14 protein-coding genes are annotated in these 17,072 nt (G+C 69.6%); 7 read left to right on the top strand and 7 right to left on the bottom strand.

The features are described 5' to 3' along the window. Positions 1 to 2: 2 nt before the first annotated feature. The 4 genes from glpK (at position 3) to ACQEVG_RS11585 (ending at position 5,028) form a co-directional block, all read left to right on the top strand. The gene (gene glpK / locus ACQEVG_RS11600) at positions 3 to 1,529 is read left to right on the top strand and encodes a glycerol kinase GlpK (RefSeq protein WP_432980977.1); all 1,527 of its coding nucleotides are present in this window, start codon (positions 3 to 5) and stop codon (positions 1,527 to 1,529) included. A 6-nt stretch (positions 1,530 to 1,535) separates the two neighbouring features. Continuing rightward, the gene (locus ACQEVG_RS11595) at positions 1,536 to 3,146 is read left to right on the top strand and encodes an FAD-dependent oxidoreductase (protein ID WP_432980974.1); all 1,611 of its coding nucleotides are present in this window, start codon (positions 1,536 to 1,538) and stop codon (positions 3,144 to 3,146) included. A 113-nt stretch (positions 3,147 to 3,259) separates the two neighbouring features. Then, positions 3,260 to 4,321 (top strand): LLM class flavin-dependent oxidoreductase, encoded by a 1,062-nt coding sequence (locus tag ACQEVG_RS11590; RefSeq protein WP_432980971.1) that lies wholly within the window; start codon positions 3,260 to 3,262, stop codon positions 4,319 to 4,321. Between the two features lie 35 nt (positions 4,322 to 4,356). Next, positions 4,357 to 5,028 (top strand): FadR/GntR family transcriptional regulator, encoded by a 672-nt coding sequence (locus tag ACQEVG_RS11585; RefSeq protein WP_432980968.1) that lies wholly within the window; start codon positions 4,357 to 4,359, stop codon positions 5,026 to 5,028. Between the two features lie 37 nt (positions 5,029 to 5,065). On the opposite strand, the gene ACQEVG_RS11580 is transcribed toward ACQEVG_RS11585, so the two are convergent. The 5 genes from ACQEVG_RS11580 to ACQEVG_RS11560 are packed head-to-tail and all read right to left on the bottom strand — an operon-like array spanning position 5,066 to position 10,769. Beyond that, positions 5,066 to 6,094, bottom strand: a complete 1,029-nt coding sequence (locus ACQEVG_RS11580; RefSeq protein WP_432980965.1) for an ABC transporter permease — start codon at positions 6,092 to 6,094, stop codon at positions 5,066 to 5,068. Beyond that, the gene (locus ACQEVG_RS11575) at positions 6,091 to 7,608 is read right to left on the bottom strand and encodes a sugar ABC transporter ATP-binding protein (RefSeq protein ID WP_432980962.1); all 1,518 of its coding nucleotides are present in this window, start codon (positions 7,606 to 7,608) and stop codon (positions 6,091 to 6,093) included. Before ACQEVG_RS11575 ends, ACQEVG_RS11580 begins: the two co-directional genes overlap by 4 nt. Positions 7,609 to 7,610: 2 nt before the next feature. Next, complete coding sequence (locus tag ACQEVG_RS11570; protein WP_432980959.1) at positions 7,611 to 8,648, bottom strand: sugar ABC transporter substrate-binding protein; 1,038 nt, start codon at positions 8,646 to 8,648, stop codon at positions 7,611 to 7,613. A gap of 28 nt (positions 8,649 to 8,676) precedes the next feature. After that, a complete protein-coding gene (locus tag ACQEVG_RS11565) occupies positions 8,677 to 9,453 on the bottom strand; it encodes an SDR family NAD(P)-dependent oxidoreductase (RefSeq protein ID WP_432980956.1) in 777 nt (258 codons plus the stop codon). Further along, entirely contained in the window at positions 9,450 to 10,769 is a 1,320-nt protein-coding gene (locus ACQEVG_RS11560; protein ID WP_432980953.1) for an enolase C-terminal domain-like protein, read from the bottom strand. The genes ACQEVG_RS11565 and ACQEVG_RS11560 overlap by 4 nt, the downstream gene beginning before the upstream one ends. Positions 10,770 to 11,022: 253 nt before the next feature. Between ACQEVG_RS11560 and ACQEVG_RS11555 the strand changes: the two genes are divergently transcribed. Beyond that, on the top strand, positions 11,023 to 12,018 hold the full coding sequence (locus tag ACQEVG_RS11555) for a PAC2 family protein (protein ID WP_432980950.1): 996 nt from the start codon (positions 11,023 to 11,025) through the stop codon (positions 12,016 to 12,018). Positions 12,019 to 12,071: 53 nt separating this feature from the next. On the opposite strand, the gene ACQEVG_RS11550 is transcribed toward ACQEVG_RS11555, so the two are convergent. Then, a complete protein-coding gene (locus ACQEVG_RS11550) occupies positions 12,072 to 13,046 on the bottom strand; it encodes an SMP-30/gluconolactonase/LRE family protein (RefSeq protein ID WP_432980947.1) in 975 nt (324 codons plus the stop codon). Positions 13,047 to 13,286: 240 nt separating this feature from the next. Here ACQEVG_RS11550 and ACQEVG_RS11545 point away from each other — a divergent pair, with 240 nt between their 5' ends. Next, entirely contained in the window at positions 13,287 to 15,044 is a 1,758-nt protein-coding gene (locus ACQEVG_RS11545; RefSeq protein ID WP_432980944.1) for a S8 family peptidase, read from the top strand. Between the two features lie 24 nt (positions 15,045 to 15,068). Continuing rightward, entirely contained in the window at positions 15,069 to 15,572 is a 504-nt protein-coding gene (locus ACQEVG_RS11540) for a hypothetical protein (RefSeq protein ID WP_432980941.1), read from the top strand. Between the two features lie 77 nt (positions 15,573 to 15,649). Here ACQEVG_RS11540 and mshC read toward each other — a convergent pair whose 3' ends face one another. Further along, positions 15,650 to 16,879: a cysteine--1-D-myo-inosityl 2-amino-2-deoxy-alpha-D-glucopyranoside ligase gene (mshC, locus tag ACQEVG_RS11535; protein ID WP_432980938.1), complete on the bottom strand. Its 1,230-nt coding sequence runs from the start codon at positions 16,877 to 16,879 to the stop codon at positions 15,650 to 15,652. Positions 16,880 to 17,072: the final 193 nt, after the last annotated feature.

Genomic DNA, 17,072 nt, shown 5'->3' with positions numbered 1-17,072 from the left:
AAGTGACCGACGCACACACCGCCGGCCCGTTCATCGCCGCCATCGACCAGGGCACCACCTCCAGCCGCTGCATCGTCTTCGACACCGACGGCCGGATCGTCGCCGTCGACCAGAAGGAGCACGAGCAGATCTTCCCGAAGCCGGGCTGGGTGGAGCACGACGCCGCCGAGATCTGGACCAACGTCCAGGAAGTGGTGGCAGGCGCCATCGACAAGGCGGGCATCACCTCCGCCGATGTCAAGGCGATCGGCATCACCAACCAGCGCGAGACCACCGTGCTGTGGGACAAGAACACCGGCGAGCCCGTACACAACGCGCTCGTCTGGCAGGACACCCGCACCGACGCGCTCTGCAAGGAACTCGGCCGCAACGTCGGCCAGGACCGCTTCCGCCGCGAGACGGGCCTTCCCCTCGCCTCGTACTTCGCCGGACCCAAGGTCCGCTGGCTGCTCGACAACGTCGAGGGCCTGCGCGAGCGCGCCGAGCGCGGCGACATCCTCTTCGGCACCATGGACTCCTGGGTCATCTGGAACCTGACCGGCGGAGTCGACGGCGGTGTGCACGTCACCGACGTCACCAACGCCTCCCGCACCATGCTGATGAACCTGCACACCATGGAGTGGGACGACAAGATCCTCCAGTCGATGGAGGTACCGGCCGAGGTGCTGCCGGAGATCCGTTCCTCCGCCGAGGTGTACGGAGCCGCCAAGGGCGGCGTCCTGGACGGCGTCCCGGTCGCCTCCGCGCTCGGCGACCAGCAGGCGGCCCTGTTCGGCCAGACCTGTTTCGCCGAGGGCGAGGCCAAGTCGACGTACGGCACCGGCACCTTCCTGCTGATGAACACCGGCGACGAGCCGATCAACAGCTACAACGGCCTGATCACCACCGTCGGTTACCGCATCGGCGACCAGAAGCCGGTGTACGCCCTCGAGGGCTCGATCGCCGTCACCGGCTCGCTGGTGCAGTGGATGCGCGACCAGATGGGCCTGATCAGCACCGCGGCCGAGATCGAGACGCTCGCGCTGAGCGTCGAGGACAACGGCGGGGCCTACTTCGTACCGGCCTTCTCCGGCCTGTTCGCCCCGTACTGGCGCTCCGACGCCCGCGGTGTGATCGCCGGTCTGACCCGCTATGTCACCAAGGCGCATATCGCGCGCGCCGTTCTCGAGGCCACCGCCTGGCAGACCCGAGAGATCACCGACGCCATGACAAAGGACTCCGGCGTCGAGCTGACCGCGCTCAAGGTCGATGGCGGCATGACCTCCAACAACCTGCTGATGCAGACCCTCTCGGACTTCCTGGACGCACCGGTGGTGCGCCCGATGGTGGCCGAGACGACCTGCCTCGGCGCGGCCTACGCCGCCGGCCTTGCCGTCGGCTTCTGGCCGGACACCGACGCGCTCCGCGCCAACTGGCGCCGGGCCGCCGAATGGACCCCTCGCCTGGACGCCGACAAGCGCGACAGCGAGTACAAGAGCTGGCTCAAGGCCGTCGAGCGGACCATGGGCTGGATCGAGGACGAGGAGTAAATCGAGATGACCACCCTGCAGAGCGTCCCCGCCCTGGGGACGCACCCGGCCTCCGGCTCCCACCCGAGCCGCGCCGAAACTCGGGAGCAGCTTTCCAAGGCGACATACGATCTCCTGGTGATCGGTGGCGGCATCCTGGGCATCTCCACCGCCTGGCATGCGGCGCAGTCCGGGCTGCGGGTGGCTCTGGTGGACGCCGGCGACTTCGCCGGCGCCACCTCCTCCGCCTCCTCCAAGCTGCTCCACGGCGGTCTGCGCTATCTGCAGACCGGCGCGGTGAAGCTGGTCGCGGAGAACCACTTCGAGCGGCGTGCGGTCTCCCGTCAGGTGGCACCGCACCTCGCCAACCCACTGACCTTCTATCTGCCTGTCTACAAGGGCGGACCGCACGGCGCGGCCAAGCTCGGCGCGGGCGTCTTCGCCTACTCCGCGCTCTCCGCGTTCGGCGACGGCGTCGGCCATGTGATCAGCGCGGCCAAGGCGCAGCGTGATGTTCCGGAGCTGCGTACGGAGAACCTGAAGGCCGTTGCCGTGTACGGCGACGACCAGATGAACGACGCCCGGATGGCGCTGATGACGGTGCGTGCGGCCGTCGAGTCGGGTGCCACCGTGCTCAACCACGCCGAGGTCACCGGGCTGCGCTTCACCAAGGGCCGGGTGACGGGCGCGGAGCTCAAGGACCGCACGGACGGCACGGAGTTCGGTGTCAGCGCGCGTCTCGTGCTCAACGCCACCGGCCCGTGGGTCGACCACCTGCGGAAGATGGAGGACCCGAACGCGGCTCCCTCCATCCGGCTCTCCAAGGGCGCGCACCTGGTGCTCAAGCGCACCGCGCCGTGGAAGGCCGCGCTGGCGACCCCGATAGACAAGTACCGCATCACCTTCGCCCTCCCCTGGGAGGACATGCTGCTGCTCGGCACGACCGACGAGGAGTACGAGGGCGACCCGGCGGATGTCGCGGTCAATGACAAGGACGTCACGCAGATCCTCGACGAGGCCGCGTTCTCCATCCGCGACCAGCAGCTGTCCCGCGATCTGATCACGTACTCCTTCGCGGGTCTGCGCGTGCTGCCCGGCGGCCCCGGCGACACCTCCAAGGCCAAGCGCGAGACGGTCGTCACGGAGGGCAGCGCCGGCATGCTGTCGGTCGCCGGCGGCAAGTGGACGACCTTCCGCCACATCGGCCGTACGGTGATGAACAAGCTGGCCGCCCTGCCCGGGCAGCCGCTGTCCGAGGACATGGAGCCGATCTCGCGGCTGCCGAAGAAGCTCCCACTGCCCGGTATCTCCAACCCGAACGCGGTCGCGCACCGGCTGCTGGTCGACGGCGGCACCCCGGGCCCGCGGATGGCCGCGGACACCGCACGCCATCTGGCCACGCACTACGGCTCGCTCTCCTTCGACATCGCGCGGCTCGCCAACGACGACCCGGCGCTGGGCGAGCGGATCCACCCGGACGCTCCCGAGATCTGGGCGCAGGTCGTGTACGCACGCGACCACGAGTGGGCCGAGACGGCGGACGACGTGCTGCGTCGCCGTACGACGCTGACGATCCGGGGTCTCGCGACGGACGAGATCCGCAGCAAGGTCGAGGATCTGCTCGGCAAGAAGCCGTAGCAGCAGCGCACTTGTAAGGGGACTCTGTAAGGGGCGGTCGCCATGGCGACCGCCCCTTACTCATGCCATACGGCTGCCATACTCCGGCAACGTCCCGCGGAGAGAGTTGAAGCATGAAGTTTCAAGTGCTCTCCCTCATCAGCCACGCCCCTCATCCGCTGACGGGTGAACTCCCTTCGGCCGCCGACCGGTTCGAGGAGGTGCTTGCGGTCGGTGAAGCCGCCGAGCGGCTGGGGTATGACGCGTACGCCGTCGGCGAGCGCCACGCGGGCGCGTTCCTCTCCTCCAGCCCCAGCGTGGTGCTGGGCGCGCTCGCCGCCCGTACGACAGGGATCAAGCTCCTCACCGGCGTCACGGTCGTGGCGATCCTCGACCCGGTGCGGGTCGCCGAGGACTACGCGACGCTCGACCAGATCTCACGCGGCCGGATCGAGCTGGTCGTGGGCAAGGGCGCGGAGGCCGGGCACTTCGATCTCTTCGGCCTCGACGAGGAACGGCAATGGGATCTGCAGAAGGAGAAGTACGAGCTGCTGCGCAGGCTGTGGGGCGAGGAGAGCGTCGACTGGGAGGGCGAGTTCCGCCCGCCGCTGCGCCACGTGACGACGGTACCGCGCCCGTACGCCGGTGTGCCGCGGATCTGGCACGGCTCGGCCACCAGCCTCAACTCCCCGGAGTTGGCGGCACAGCACGGCGATCCGCTCTTCACCGCCAACGCGATCCAGCCGCGTGAGGCGTACGCGAAGCTGATCGCCCACTACCGCGAGCGCTTCGCGGCGTACGGCCACGACCCCTCCCGCGCCCATGTGGCCGCCGGCTCGGGCGGCCTGCTCGTCGCGGACACCGCCGAGCAGGCGGTTACCCGCTACAAGGGCGTGTACGAGGCGCGGGTGCGGCAGACCTTCAAGCCGCATCTGGAGGGCAGGGCGGGCTACAACACCCCTTTCCGCACCATCGAGGACGCCATCGGCGACGGGCCCCAGCTGATCGGCTCTCCGCAGCAGATCATCGACAAGATCCTCGGCTACCACGCGGTGTACCGGCACGGTCTGCAGTCGATCACCGTGGACGGTTTCGGGCTCGAGCGGGCGGAACAGATCGAAACGCTTCAGCGATTTTCCGAAGAGATCGCCCCAATCGTACGGAAGGAGGCACCGACCACGCTCTGGGACGCATAATGGGGGCCGATACATCGGATGTCTGGAGGTCGCCCATGGCTGTCACCGACGAGGCCATCGAGAAGATCAAGGGAATGATCGTCTCGGGTGCGCTGCGCCCCGGCGACCGCCTCCCCAAGGAGAGCGAGCTCGCCGCGGAGCTGGGCCTGTCCCGCAATTCTCTGCGCGAGGCGGTGCGCGCGCTGTCGCTGATCCGCATCCTCGACGTGCGGCAGGGCGACGGCACGTATGTCACCAGCCTGGACCCGCAGTTGCTGCTCGAGGCCCTGAGCTTCGTGGTGGACTTCCACCGGGACGACACGGTGCTCGAGTTCCTCGCCGTGCGCCGCATTCTGGAGCCGGCCGCGACCGCGATGGCCGCGAGCCGGATCAGCGAGGGCGAACTGGATGTGCTGAGCGCCCAGTTGGACGCGCTCGGCCCGCTGCCCTCGGTGGAGGAGCTGGTCGCCACCGACCTCGAGTTCCACCGCGGCATCGTGCAGTCCTCGGGCAACTCCGTGCTCTGCTCACTACTGGACGGCCTCTCCGGGCCGACGACCCGGGCCCGGGTCTGGCGCGGCCTGACCCAGGAGGACGCGGTCAGCCGCACGCTCCACGAGCACCGGGCGATCCTGTCGGCACTGCGGGACCGGGACGCGGAGGCGGCGCGGTCGTGGGCGACGGTGCATATCGCCAGCGTCGAGCAGTGGCTGAGGTCCACGCTGTAGCGCCTGCGGCGGGCCTGTACCCCCACCCGCCCTCGCTCTAGTCCTGCTTCTCTCCGCTCGCGAACCGCGAGATCACCAGCGCCACAATGATGATCGCTCCGTTCAGGAACTGGTTCCACAGCGCCGGCACCCCACCCAGCGTCATCACATTGACAACGAGTTGGAGCGTCAGCACCCCGGTCAGCGCACCGAACAGCGTGCCCCGCCCGCCCTTCAGGCTGATGCCGCCGATCACCGCCGCCGCGAACACCTGGAAGATCCAGCCGTTCCCCTGCGTCGCCGCCACCGAACCGTAGTGGCCCGTGTAGAGGACGCCCGCGAACTCCGCCAGCAGCCCACCGATCGCCAGCACGATCCAGGTGATCCGGTCCACCCGGATACCCGCGGCCCGTGCCGCCTCCGGGTTGCCGCCGATCGCGTACAGCGCCCGTCCGTGCCGCAGATACGCCAGCGCCGTGCCGCCGAGAGCGAACAGCGCCAGACAGATCCACACCGCGGCCGGCGCGCCGAGCCAGTCCGTCTTGCCGAGGTAGCGGAAGGACTCCGGGACATCGGTGATCGACTTGCCCTCGGTGATGCCGATATGGAGACCGCGGAGCATGGTCAGCATGCCGAGCGTGGCGATGAAGCCGTTCACGCGCAGCTTCAGCATCAGAAAGCCGTTGATCGCGCCGATCGCCATGCCGACCAGCAGGCATACTGGTATCGCCATCCAGACCGGCAGCAGTTCTAGCCCGGCGAACCGGCCCCCGGAACTCGGCAGCACCAGCCACATCGCGATGACCGGCGCGATGCCGATCGTCGACTCCAGCGACAGGTCCATCCGGCCGCAGATCATGATCAGCGCCTGCCCGAGCACCAGCAGGCTCAGTTCGGAGGACTGCTGGACCACGCTGATCAGGTTGTTGGAGGTGAGGAAGACCGGCGAGACGATGAAGCCGATCACCATCAGCACCAGGATCACCGGCACCAGCGAGAAGTCGCTCCACCGGATCAGCCGCAGCCTGCCGCGCGGGCTGTCGTTCGTGGTCTCGTCGGCCGTCAGGGGCCGTATCGTCCCGGTCATTCCCGCTCCCCCACACCTTCCATGGCGGCGACCAGTTCCCGGTCGGTCCACCCGCTCCCGAACGTCGCGACGACCCGCCCGTGGAAGAGGGCGAGCACCCGGTCGCAGACCCGCAGATCGTCCAGCTCGTCCGAGACGATCACGGCCGCGCTGCCCTCGTCGGCCACCCGTCGTACGACCGAGAGCAGCGAGTCCTTGGACTTCACGTCCACTCCCGCGGTGGGCCGCAGGGCCACCAGCGCGCTCGGCCCCCGGGCCAGCGCGCGGGCGACCACGACCTTCTGCTGATTGCCGCCGGAGAGAGAGCGGACGGGCTGCTCGGGCCCCTGCGTCTTGATGTCGAGCGACGAGATCATGGACTGGGCGAATTCCCTGGTACGAGACGGCAGTACGGTCCCCCAGGGGCCCAGCTGGTCGGTGACCGTGAGGGTCGCGTTCTCGGCGACGCTGCGGTCCACGACCAGGCCCTGGCGGTGGCGGTCCTCGGGGATGTAGCCGATGCCGGCGTCGAGCGCGTGCGGGACGCTGCCGGGCTTCACGTCCCGGCCGCGTACGGTGATCCGCCCCGCGCTCGCCCTGCGCATGCCGACCAGGGTCTCGCCGAGTGCGGTGTTGCCGCTGGCCGTGGCCCCGGCCAGACCCAGCACCTCGCCGGGACGCACCTCCAGGTCGAGCGGCTCGAACTCCCCCTCCAGCGCAAGTCCTTCGGTGCGCAGTACGGGCTTCGCGTCGCGGGCCGGCCCGATGGGCGCGTGCCAGGCCGAGGGGCGGCCGCGAGTGGATTCCCCGGTCATCGCGGCGACCAGCTCGTCCTTGGAGAGTTCGGCGACGGGCGCGGTGACGACATGGCGGGCGTCGCGGTAGACGGTGACGGCGGTGCACAGGTCGTACACCTCCTGCAGATGGTGGGAGATGAACAGGAACGCCACCCCCTCGCTCTGCAGCTCGCGCAGCTTGGTGAAGAGCCGCTGGATGCCGCGGGCGTCGAGCTGGGCGGTGGGCTCGTCAAGGATGATCAGGCGTGCGCCGAAGGACAGGGCGCGCGCGATTTCGACGAACTGCCGCTGTTCGACGGCGAGATCCTTCGCCCGGGCACCGGGGTCGACACTCACCCCGTACCCGGCGAGCAGTTCCTCGGCGCGCTGCCGCAGCCGCCGCCAGCTGATGAGACGGCTGCCCTTCTCGAAACGGTTCAGAAAGAGGTTCTCGGCGACGGTCAGATCGGGGACCACCATGGACTTCTGGTAGACGCAGGCGACCCTGGACTGCCAGGCCGCGGTGTCCCCGAAGGCGGGGGCGGGCTCGCCGCTGAAGGTCACCGTGCCCGCGTCCGGCTTGTGCAGTCCGGTGAGGACGCTGACGAGGGTCGACTTGCCCGCGCCGTTGCGCCCGACGAGTGCGTGCGACTCGCCGGGCACGACGGTCAGCCGGACACCGTCGAGCGCCACGGTCGGACCGAAGCGCTTGACGATGCCTTCCGCCTGGACGGCGGCGGGTGTGGTCCGGTGCGCCACGGCTAGCTCTTCTTCTTCAGCTGGTTGGCCCACAGCTTCGGGTCGTCCACGTTCTCCTTGGTCACCAGCGGCGCGGGCAGCTGGTCCTCGAACCCGCCCGGGATCTTGATGATGGTGGAGTCGTGGTCGGTGGCGCCCGCCGTGAAGGTCTTTCCGTCCAGGGCGGCCTTGGCGTAGAACAGCGCGTACTTGGCGTACAGGTCGGCGGGCTGGGAGACCGTGGCGTCGATCTTCCCCGACTTGATCGCGTCCAGCTCCTCCGGGATGCCGTCGTTGGAGATGATCGTGATGTGGCCGGGGCTGCCGGGGGCCACGAGCCGCTTCTTCTGCTCCAGGAGAGCGAGGGTGGGCTGCAGGAAGACACCGCCGGCCTGCATATAGATGCCGTTGATGTCGGGGTGGGCGGCCAGCGTGGACTGGAGCTTGGCGGAGGCGATGTCGCCCTTCCAGTCGGTGGCCAACTCGAAGACCTGGATGCTGGGGAAGTTCTTGTCCATGCAGGACTTGAAGGCCTCGGAGCGGTCACGGCCGTTGATGGAGGACAGGTCACCCTGGAACTCCACGACCTTGCCCTTGCCCTTCAGTTGCTCACCGAGGTACGTGCAGGCCTTCTCGCCGTACGCCCGGTTGTCGGCCCTGACCACCATGTAGATCTCGCCCTTGTCGGGCCGGGTGTCGACGCTGACGACCGGGATCTTCTTCTCCGACAGGTTCCGCAGCGACTCCGCTATCGCCCCGGTGTCCTGCGGGGCGATGACGACGGCCTTGGCGCCCTGGTCGGTGAAGGTCTGGACGTTGGCGACCAGCTTGCCGATGTCGTTCTGCGAATTGGTCAGGGACAGCGCGTCGACCTCGCCGTCCTTGACGCCCTTTTCCATGTACTGCTGGTACGAGTTCCAGAAGTCGCTGTCACTGCGCGGCAGATCGATGCCCACCTTGCCACCGCCGGACCCGCTGTCCGATGCACGGTTGCAGCCCGCCAGGGCTGTTACGGCCAGCAGCACCGCGCAGGCCGCGGCACTTGTCGTACGCACTCTCATTGTCCCGTCCTTCGGTGGGTGTCGGCTCTCAGGTGGCGGGACGCAGGCGCAGGCCCTGCATTCCGCCGTCGACCGCGAGTGCCGTTCCCGTGACGGCGGCTGCGGCGGGGCTGGCGAGATACACGATGGCCGCGGCGACCTCGTCCGCAGCGACCAGCCGTCCGGTGGGCTGGCGGGCCGCCAGGGCGGCGCGCTCGGCCACGGGGTGGTCGGCCTGGTCGAGCAGGCGTCCGATCCACGGGGTGTCTGCGGTGCCGGGGTTGACGCAGTTGACGCGGATGCCCTCGCGGACGTGGTCGGCGGCCATTGCGAGGGTGAGGGAGAGGACCGCACCCTTGCTGGCGCTGTAGAGGGCGCGCTGGGGCAGTCCGGCGGTGGCGGCGATGGAGCAGGTCTGGGTGAGGGAGACGTGGCCCGGGCGTTCGCCGGCCGCTCGGCGCAGATGGGGCAGGGCATGCCGGGCGACGCGCACCATGCCGAGGACGTTGATGTCGAGTACGCGGTGCCACTCCTCGTCGGCGTTGTCGGCGACGGTGCCGATCGCCCCGATTCCGGCGTTGGAGACGACGGTGTGCAGGGCGCCGAACTCCGCGGCGGCCCGCTCCACGGCGGCGTGCACGGCCGCGTCGTCGGTGACATCGGCCTTGAGCGCGAGGGTGCCGTCGGGTGCTCCGGCACTCTCGCGGTCGAGTACGGCGACCTGGGCGCCACGGCTGAGCAGCAGCGCTGCCGCAGCGGCCCCGATGCCCGAGGCGCCGCCCGTCACCAGCGCGGACAGCCCCTCGAAGTCCCTTGGCCGCGTCATGAGTTGACCTCCTCGGTGGTACGGCGGGCCTGCCAGACCGGCCCCTGCGGATAGCGGTGGGCGGCGAGTGAATCCGGCAGCATGCGGGCCGAGAAGCCGGGGGCGCGCGGGGCGACATAGCGCCCGGACTCAATGACCGCCGGGTCGGCGAAGTGCTCGTGGAGGTGGTCGACGTACTCGATGACCCGGTCCTCCCAGCTGCCGGAGACGGCGACGTAGTCGAACATGGCGAGATGCTGGACGAGCTCGCACAGCCCTACTCCGCCGGCGTGCGGGCAGACCGGGACCCCGTACCTGGCGGCGAGCAGCAGGATGGCGATGTTCTCGTTGACGCCTGCGACACGCGCGGCGTCGATCTGGACGAAGTCGACCGCTCCTGCCTGGAGCAGCTGCTTGAACACGACGCGGTTGGCGACGTGTTCGCCGGTGGCGACCTTGACCGGCTGGCCCGCGCGTACAGCGGCGTGGCCGAGGATGTCGTCGGGGCTGGTCGGCTCCTCGATCCAGTGCGGCTCGTAGGGGGCGAGCGCCGTCATCCAGCGCACCGCGTCGGCGACGTCCCAGCGCTGGTTGGCGTCCACGGCGATGCGTACGGAGGGTCCGACGGCGGCGCGGGCGAGCTTCATGCGACGGATGTCGTCGTCGATGTCCCCGCCGACCTTCAACTTGATCTGGTGGAAGCCGTCGACGACGGCCTCCTTGGCCAGCCTGACGAGCTTCTCGTCGGAGTAGCCGAGCCAGCCGGGCGATGTGGTGTAGGCGGGATAACCCTGCAGCCGCAGCCGCCGGGCCCGTTCGGCCCGGCCCGGTTCGGCCCTGCGCAGGATGGCCAGGGCCTCATCGCGGGTCAGGACGTCGGTGAGATAGCGGAAGTCGACAAGCGAGACGAGTTCCTCGGAACTCATCGAGGCCAGGAATTCCCACACGGGTTGTCCGGCGCGCTTCGCCGCCAGGTCCCAGGCCGCATTGACGACCGCGCCGGCCGCCATGTGCATCACTCCCTTCTCCGGACCGAGCCAGCGCAGCTGCGAGTCATGGGTGAGGTCGTGATGGAGGGCGGCGAGATCGGCTGCCGCACGAGGGGCCGGACGCCCGACGACATGGGGCCGCAGCGCCTCGATGGCGGCGGCGATGACATCGTTGCCGCGCCCGATGGTGAAGCAGAAGCCATGTCCCTCGGCCCCGTCGCTGGCACGTATCACCACATAGGCGGCGGAGTAGTCGGGGTCCGGGTTCATGGCGTCGGAGCCGTCGAGCTGTTCCGAGGTGGGGAAGCGGATGTCATGAACCTCGAACTCCGTGACGCTCCGACTCATGCGCGCACCCCCGGGAAGAACATCGGACCTCTCGCGGTCATCCGATGTATAGCGCCGTTCGAGCGCCAGCGTCCAGGGCAGGGACGAAACTTCCCCCTCACAGCTCGGATGAATCGACGGCCGAGTGCGGGGTTCTCCGACGTATGCCCTATCGCGCGGAAGTTCACCCGGCCGTGCAAGGGGGCTGCGGCCGGGCGCCTGGTAAGCCGTAAGGTTGGGGCGTAGACAAGGGAACTTCGGAAGGAGGCACTGGGTGATCGAGCTCGAGGGGGTTCCCGAGCTGATCGACCCGGTCATGGTGGCCGCGTTCGAGGGCTGGAACGACGCCGGCGACGCCGCCTCCACCGCGGTCGCACACCTGGACCGGGAATGGAAGGGGGAGGTGTTTGCGGCGCTCGACGCCGAGGACTACTACGACTTCCAGGTCAACCGGCCCACGGTGTGGCTGGACGGCGGGGTACGGAAGATCACCTGGCCCACCACCCGGCTCTCCGTGGTCCGCATCGGCGGCGACAAGCCGCGCGACCTGGTGCTGGTGCGCGGCATCGAGCCGTCCATGCGCTGGCGCTCGTTCTGCAACGAGATTCTGGGCTTCGCCCATGAACTGGGCGTGGAAATGGTGGTGATCCTGGGCGCACTGCTCGGCGACACCCCGCACACCCGGCCGGTTCCGGTCAGCGGGATCACCTCCGACCCGGATCTGGCACGGACCATGGATCTGGAGGAGACCAGATACGAGGGGCCCACCGGAATCGTCGGAATCCTCCAGGAGGCGTGCACGCACGCGGGTGTGCCTGCCGTGAGCCTGTGGGCCGCGGTGCCGCACTATGTGTCCCAGCCGCCCAATCCGAAGGCGACGCTGGCGCTGCTCAACCGTCTCGAGGACCTGATCGGCCTGCGCATTCCGCTGGGCGAACTGCCCGAGGACGCCCGGGCGTGGCAGCTGGGGGTGGATCAACTGGCCGCCGAGGACAGCGAAGTGGCGGAGTACGTCCAGACGCTGGAGGAGGCGCGGGACACCGCTGAGCTTCCCGAGGCGTCGGGCGAGGCCATCGCCCGCGAGTTCGAACGGTATCTGCGGCGGCGGGACGGCGGTCCCGGCCATGCGACGGAGAGCGGCGACGGGGGCTCGTATCTGCGCGACACGTCCAGCGGGCGCTCCAGGCCACCGATGCCGCCACGCCCGGATCCGGAGACGGACACCGGGGCCGAGACCGAGGCGGACGACGAAGATTCCTCGGACGACTGAGGTACGGGTGTGCGGAGCGGGGCGGCGCCTGATGGGCGCCGCCCCGCTCCGGCTCAGCGCTTGATCTGATCCACCGCGACCGCGTCGTACGTCGTGTCGGGTGTCGGCTCCACATCGAAACGCGCATTGGGCAGATAGATCCGGTCGCCCCAGGCGGCAGCCGTGGTGGGGATCTTGAAGCGCTCCGGATCGGTGATGCGCGCGATCGCCGTGCCGCGGGTGCCCGACTCGTTGAGGCGCAGCACATCGATGGCGTTCTGTGCCTGCTGTACGACATAGAGGGTGCGCCCCAGCAGCAACAGGCCGTCGCCGTTGGGGAGTTTGGTGTCACCGATGTCGACGCGGCGTGCCACTCCGGTGCGCGGGTCGACGCGCATCAGTCCCCCGCCGCCGACCACCGTATTGACCAGGAGCAGAGCGCTGCCGTCCGGTGTGCGCTCGATGCCGTTGGCCGTGAAGCTCGGGCCCTGCTGCCAGTCGCCCGTCAGCGGGACAGTCGTCACCTCGTCGCCCGGCTCGTCGTGCCGGCCGAGCGGGAGCCGGTAGGCCTGCGGTTTGAAGGAATCGGTGAACCAGGCGGCACCCGGCGTAAGGATCACATCGTTGACCATCGTGCCGTCCGAGCCGACGGTGAAGGTCTTCAGCAGCTTCCCCGAACGGGCATCGGCGACCCGGATCTCCCGGCTCACCCCTCCACTCAGAAACAGCAGCCGCTCGCGCCGGTCGATTTTGAGTCCGACGACGGGATGCCCGGCCCCGGGGCCGTGGCTGATGACGCGTCCGGTACCGGTGGCCAGGCTCGCTCGGTACACATCGCCATTGGCGAGCGACCCGAAGTAGGCGTACGGAGCAACCCCGATGGCGATGCCCTCGGGCTGGAAGCCGTTCGGCAAGGGGAATTGCCTGGGCCATCTCTGCCCGGTGGATCCGGCCGCCCGGGCGACCCCGCCCAAGGGGGCCAGGAGAGCGGCGCCACCGAGGGCCGCGACCGCGCCCAGAACTTCTCTACGTGCGAAGGAGCGTTGCATGGTGCGTCCTTCCGACAAATGTTCTGTAGACGCTCCCACCTCAACACATGCCAGGTGACTCCGCAGTGTCTGGCCGAATTATGTGGTGACATCTCCTTCAAGCCGAATTGCCCGGGCTTCCCAATTGCCTTGCGTTTCAAACGTATTTCACGTAAGCGGGGTGGACGTACGGCCCTGACGGGAGCAGGGTGGCCACCACGGCACGACACGGAGCACGGCACGAAGGGAGCGGTCCCAGCGATGACCGATCAGGCACTCCCGGGCCGGGGCCCAGGAACCACGGGCCCCGGACCCGACGGAGCTGGATTCACCTATCGAGGAGCCGAGCCGGAGCTGATCGTCGTCGCCCGGGCCGAGGCCCGGCTGCGCGCCGGCACGGAAGGCGTACGATCCGCCTCCGGCACGGACATCTCCGCCCTGAACATGTTCCTCAGCGACGAACAGCTCACTCTGGAGCCGGTGTTCGGCAATGAGGAGCGGACCCGGTCGGCCCTGCCCTCGCAGCCGCCGGGACCGGCCGGCGGCCGGGGCGCGATACCGGACCTCTCGCTGTTCTACCGGGTACGGGGCGGGAGCGACCGGGCCCAGGAACTGACCGCCCGTCTGGCGGCGCTTCCCGAAATCGAGACGGCGTATGTCAAGCCCGGCGCCGTGCCCGCCCGCGCGCCGCAGGGCGCACTGCCGGACGAGGCCAAGCGGCTGAAGGAAGGCGCACCCGCGACCCCCGACTACACCGGCCGCCAGGGCTATCTGCTGCCCGCGCCCGACGGCGTGGACGCGTACTGGTCCTGGCAGCGGCCGGGCGGCTCCGGGCAGGGGATCACTGTCGTCGACGTCGAGGGCGCCTGGCAGCTGGGGCACGAGGACCTGGCGGACAAGCTGGCCGGCATCGTCGTGGGCAATCCGGTCCAGGACATCGCCTGGCGCAACCACGGAACGGCGGTCCTCGGCATCATCGGCGGCGACCGGGACGAGAAGGGGATCACCGGGATCGCGCCCGAGGCGGTGACCGCGGCGGCATCGTTCCAGGGCATCGGGTCCGCCGCGGCCATCCACGCCGCGGCCGAACGGCTCTCGCCCGGCGACATCCTGCTGGTCGAACTCCACCGGCCGGGACCGCGGTTCGACTTCGAGACCCGCGACGACCAGCGCGGCTACATCGCGCTCGAGTGGTGGCCGGACGACTATGCCGCGATCCGCTGGGCGACCGGGAAGGGCGTCCTGGTCGTGGCGGCCGCGGGCAACGGCGGCGAGAGCCTGGACGACGCGGTGTACGAACGCAGGCCCGACGAGTTCCCCGAGTGGTGGCGCAACCCCTTCAACCCGTCGAACCAGTCCTCCGGAGCGATCCTCGTCGGAGCGGGCGCTCCCCCGCCCGGGACGCACGGCCGCGACCACGGTCCCGACCGCTCGCGGCTGGCGTTCTCCAACTACGGGGCGCGCATCGACGCCCAGGGCTGGGGCCGCGAGGTCACCACCACCGGAGGCTTCTGGGACCGGGCCGGTGATCTGCAGGGCGGCGCCGAGGAGATCGCCTGGTACACGGACACCTTCTCGGGCACCTCATCGGCGTCGCCGGTGGTCGTCGGCGCCCTGGCCTGCCTGCAGGGCATCCTCCGGGCCGCCCGGCTCGCGCCGATGACCCCGGAACAGGCGCGCGACGTGCTGCGCAGGACCGGTTCGCCGCAGCAGGACGCACCGGGCAGGCCCGCCTCGCAGCGGATCGGCAACCGCCCGGACATCAAGGCGGCCGTCACCCGGCTGGTGCCGTCCTCGGTCGGCTCCGGCCAGGCGGAGCGCTACTGGGACGAAGTGATGCCCTACCCCCGTGAACTTCCGCCGCGCCTCAGGCTGCTCGTGGCCGGCGCATGGCGAAACCTCAACCACCCCGCCCCCGAAATCCGCCAGGCGGTCCACGCCGCCTTCGCGGGGGGACGGCCGGACGTTCGCGTCTGGTACTCGGACGACGAGGTCGTTGGCCTGGTCGTCGCCGGATGAATCGACAGGGAAGGTGAACATCGCATGAGCACCACCCCGCAGATGCACCCCAGCTCCATCGGCCAACAGTACGGACAGCAACAGCACGGACAGCAGCAGGGGCAGCAGCAGTACGGGCAGCAGGGCGCGGGCACCACCGCCCCGCCCTCCCAGGGGCAGCAGGCCCAGTACCCGATGGCGCAGCAGCTGCAGCAGCTCGGCCAGCAGCAGCCCTACCAGCAGCTGCTCCAGCAGCTGGGCGGCCAGCAGCAACAGCAGGCCGGACTCCCGCTGGTGCTGCCGAGCACCGTCGACGCCCAAGCGATCGTCAGCGGCATCGCCACCATGTTCTGGGACGTCGTGACGCCGTTCCCGGGCCAGCCGCCGATCCTCTATCTGTTCATCAACAACAGCTGGCGTCAGCTGGTCAACCCGAACCAGGTCACGCATGACGAGGTCCAGCAGGCGTTCGCCTTCGGACACCAGGTCATCGGCTGGTACGACGACACCAACAGCACGATCCAGGCCGTCGTGGTGAACAAGCAGTAGCGGCAACTCCCGCACAGGGGGCGCCGGGTGGGCATATGCCCACCCGGCGCCCTTCTGATGTGGCTGGTCGGACCGGACTACAGAGCCACGCCCAGCAGGGCGTCGACGGCGCGCGAGACAAGGCCGGGCGCACCCTCGTCCGTACCGCCGTCGGAGTGCTGGAGCGCGGCCCAGCGGTCGACGGCGGCGAGGGCGGCGGGGGCGTCGAGGTCGTTCCCGAGGGCGTCGCGGATCTCCTCGACCAGGGCGTCGGCGGACGGCCCGTCGGGCCGGGAGACGGCCGCACGCCAGCGACCGAGGCGCTCGACGGCGTCCTGCAGCACCTGGTCGGTCCACTCCCAGTCGGCACGGTAGTGATGCGACAGCAGGGCCAGCCGTATCGCGACGGGGTCGACCCCGTCGCGGCGCAGCCTCGACACAAAGACGAGGTTGCCCTTCGACTTGGACATCTTCTCGCCGTTCAGCGCGACCATTCCGGCGTGGACGTACGCCTTCGCGAAGGGGTACTCGCCGGTGAGCGCCTGGGCGTGCGATGCGCCCATCTCGTGGTGCGGAAAAGCGAGATCGGACCCGCCGCCCTGCACATCGAAGCCCATCCCCAGGTGATCCAGGGCGATGGCCACGCACTCGATGTGCCAGCCGGGCCGCCCGCGCCCGAGGCTGCCGCCGTCCCAACTCGGCTCGCCCTCGCGGGCGGCCATCCAGAGCATCGGGTCGAGCGGATTCTTCTTGCCCGCACGGTCGGGGTCGCCGCCGCGCTCGGCGGAGAGCAGCCGCATGGCCTCGGCGTCGAGGTGGGAGACCTCGCCGAAGTGCGGGTCGGCCTCGACGGAGAAGTACACGTCGCCTTCGAGCTCGTACGCGGCGCCCGCGTCCCGCAGCCGCTCGACGAGCGGCACGATGCCGGGTATCGCCTCCACGGCACCGATGTAGTGCTGCGGCGGGAGCATCCGCAGGGCGGTCATGTCCTCGCGGAAGAGCGCGGTCTCGCGCTCGGCGAGCTCGGTCCAGTCGTGTCCGTCACGGATCGCGCGCTCCAGGAGCGGGTCGTCGACATCCGTGACGTTCTGGACGTAGTGAACCTGCCGCTTGGTGTCGAGCCACACGCGCTGAACGAGGTCGAACGCGTTGTAGGTCGCCGCGTGACCCATGTGGGTCGCGTCGTACGGCGTGATGCCGCAGACGTAGATACGGGCGACGGGACCGGGGGCGAGGGTCACAGGACCACCGGTCGCGGTGTCGTGGATCCGGAGGTCGCGGCCCTTGCCAGGCAGGGCGGGGACCTCAGAAGCGGGCCAGGCATGCATGCCATGAGCCTAACCGGACGCACGTTCCGTATACGAACCGGATCCCGCCGGGTGGCTGGTTGGGCCCTCTTGTGAATTGACGTTGTGCGTGCATGTGCCCTTGCGGGCCGGTTGCCACCCTGGCTCACGCGGTAAAGCCGGCACGCCCTGAGCCCCGGGGCGCCGTCGTGCCCTGCCTTCGGCGCACCTCGCG

It is taken from the genome of Streptomyces sp. CA-135486, from assembly GCF_050936555.1.
Lineage (GTDB): Bacteria > Actinomycetota > Actinomycetes > Streptomycetales > Streptomycetaceae > Streptomyces.
Note: the sequence above shows the minus strand (reverse complement) of the source record. Positions and strands in the feature narration are given on the sequence as shown.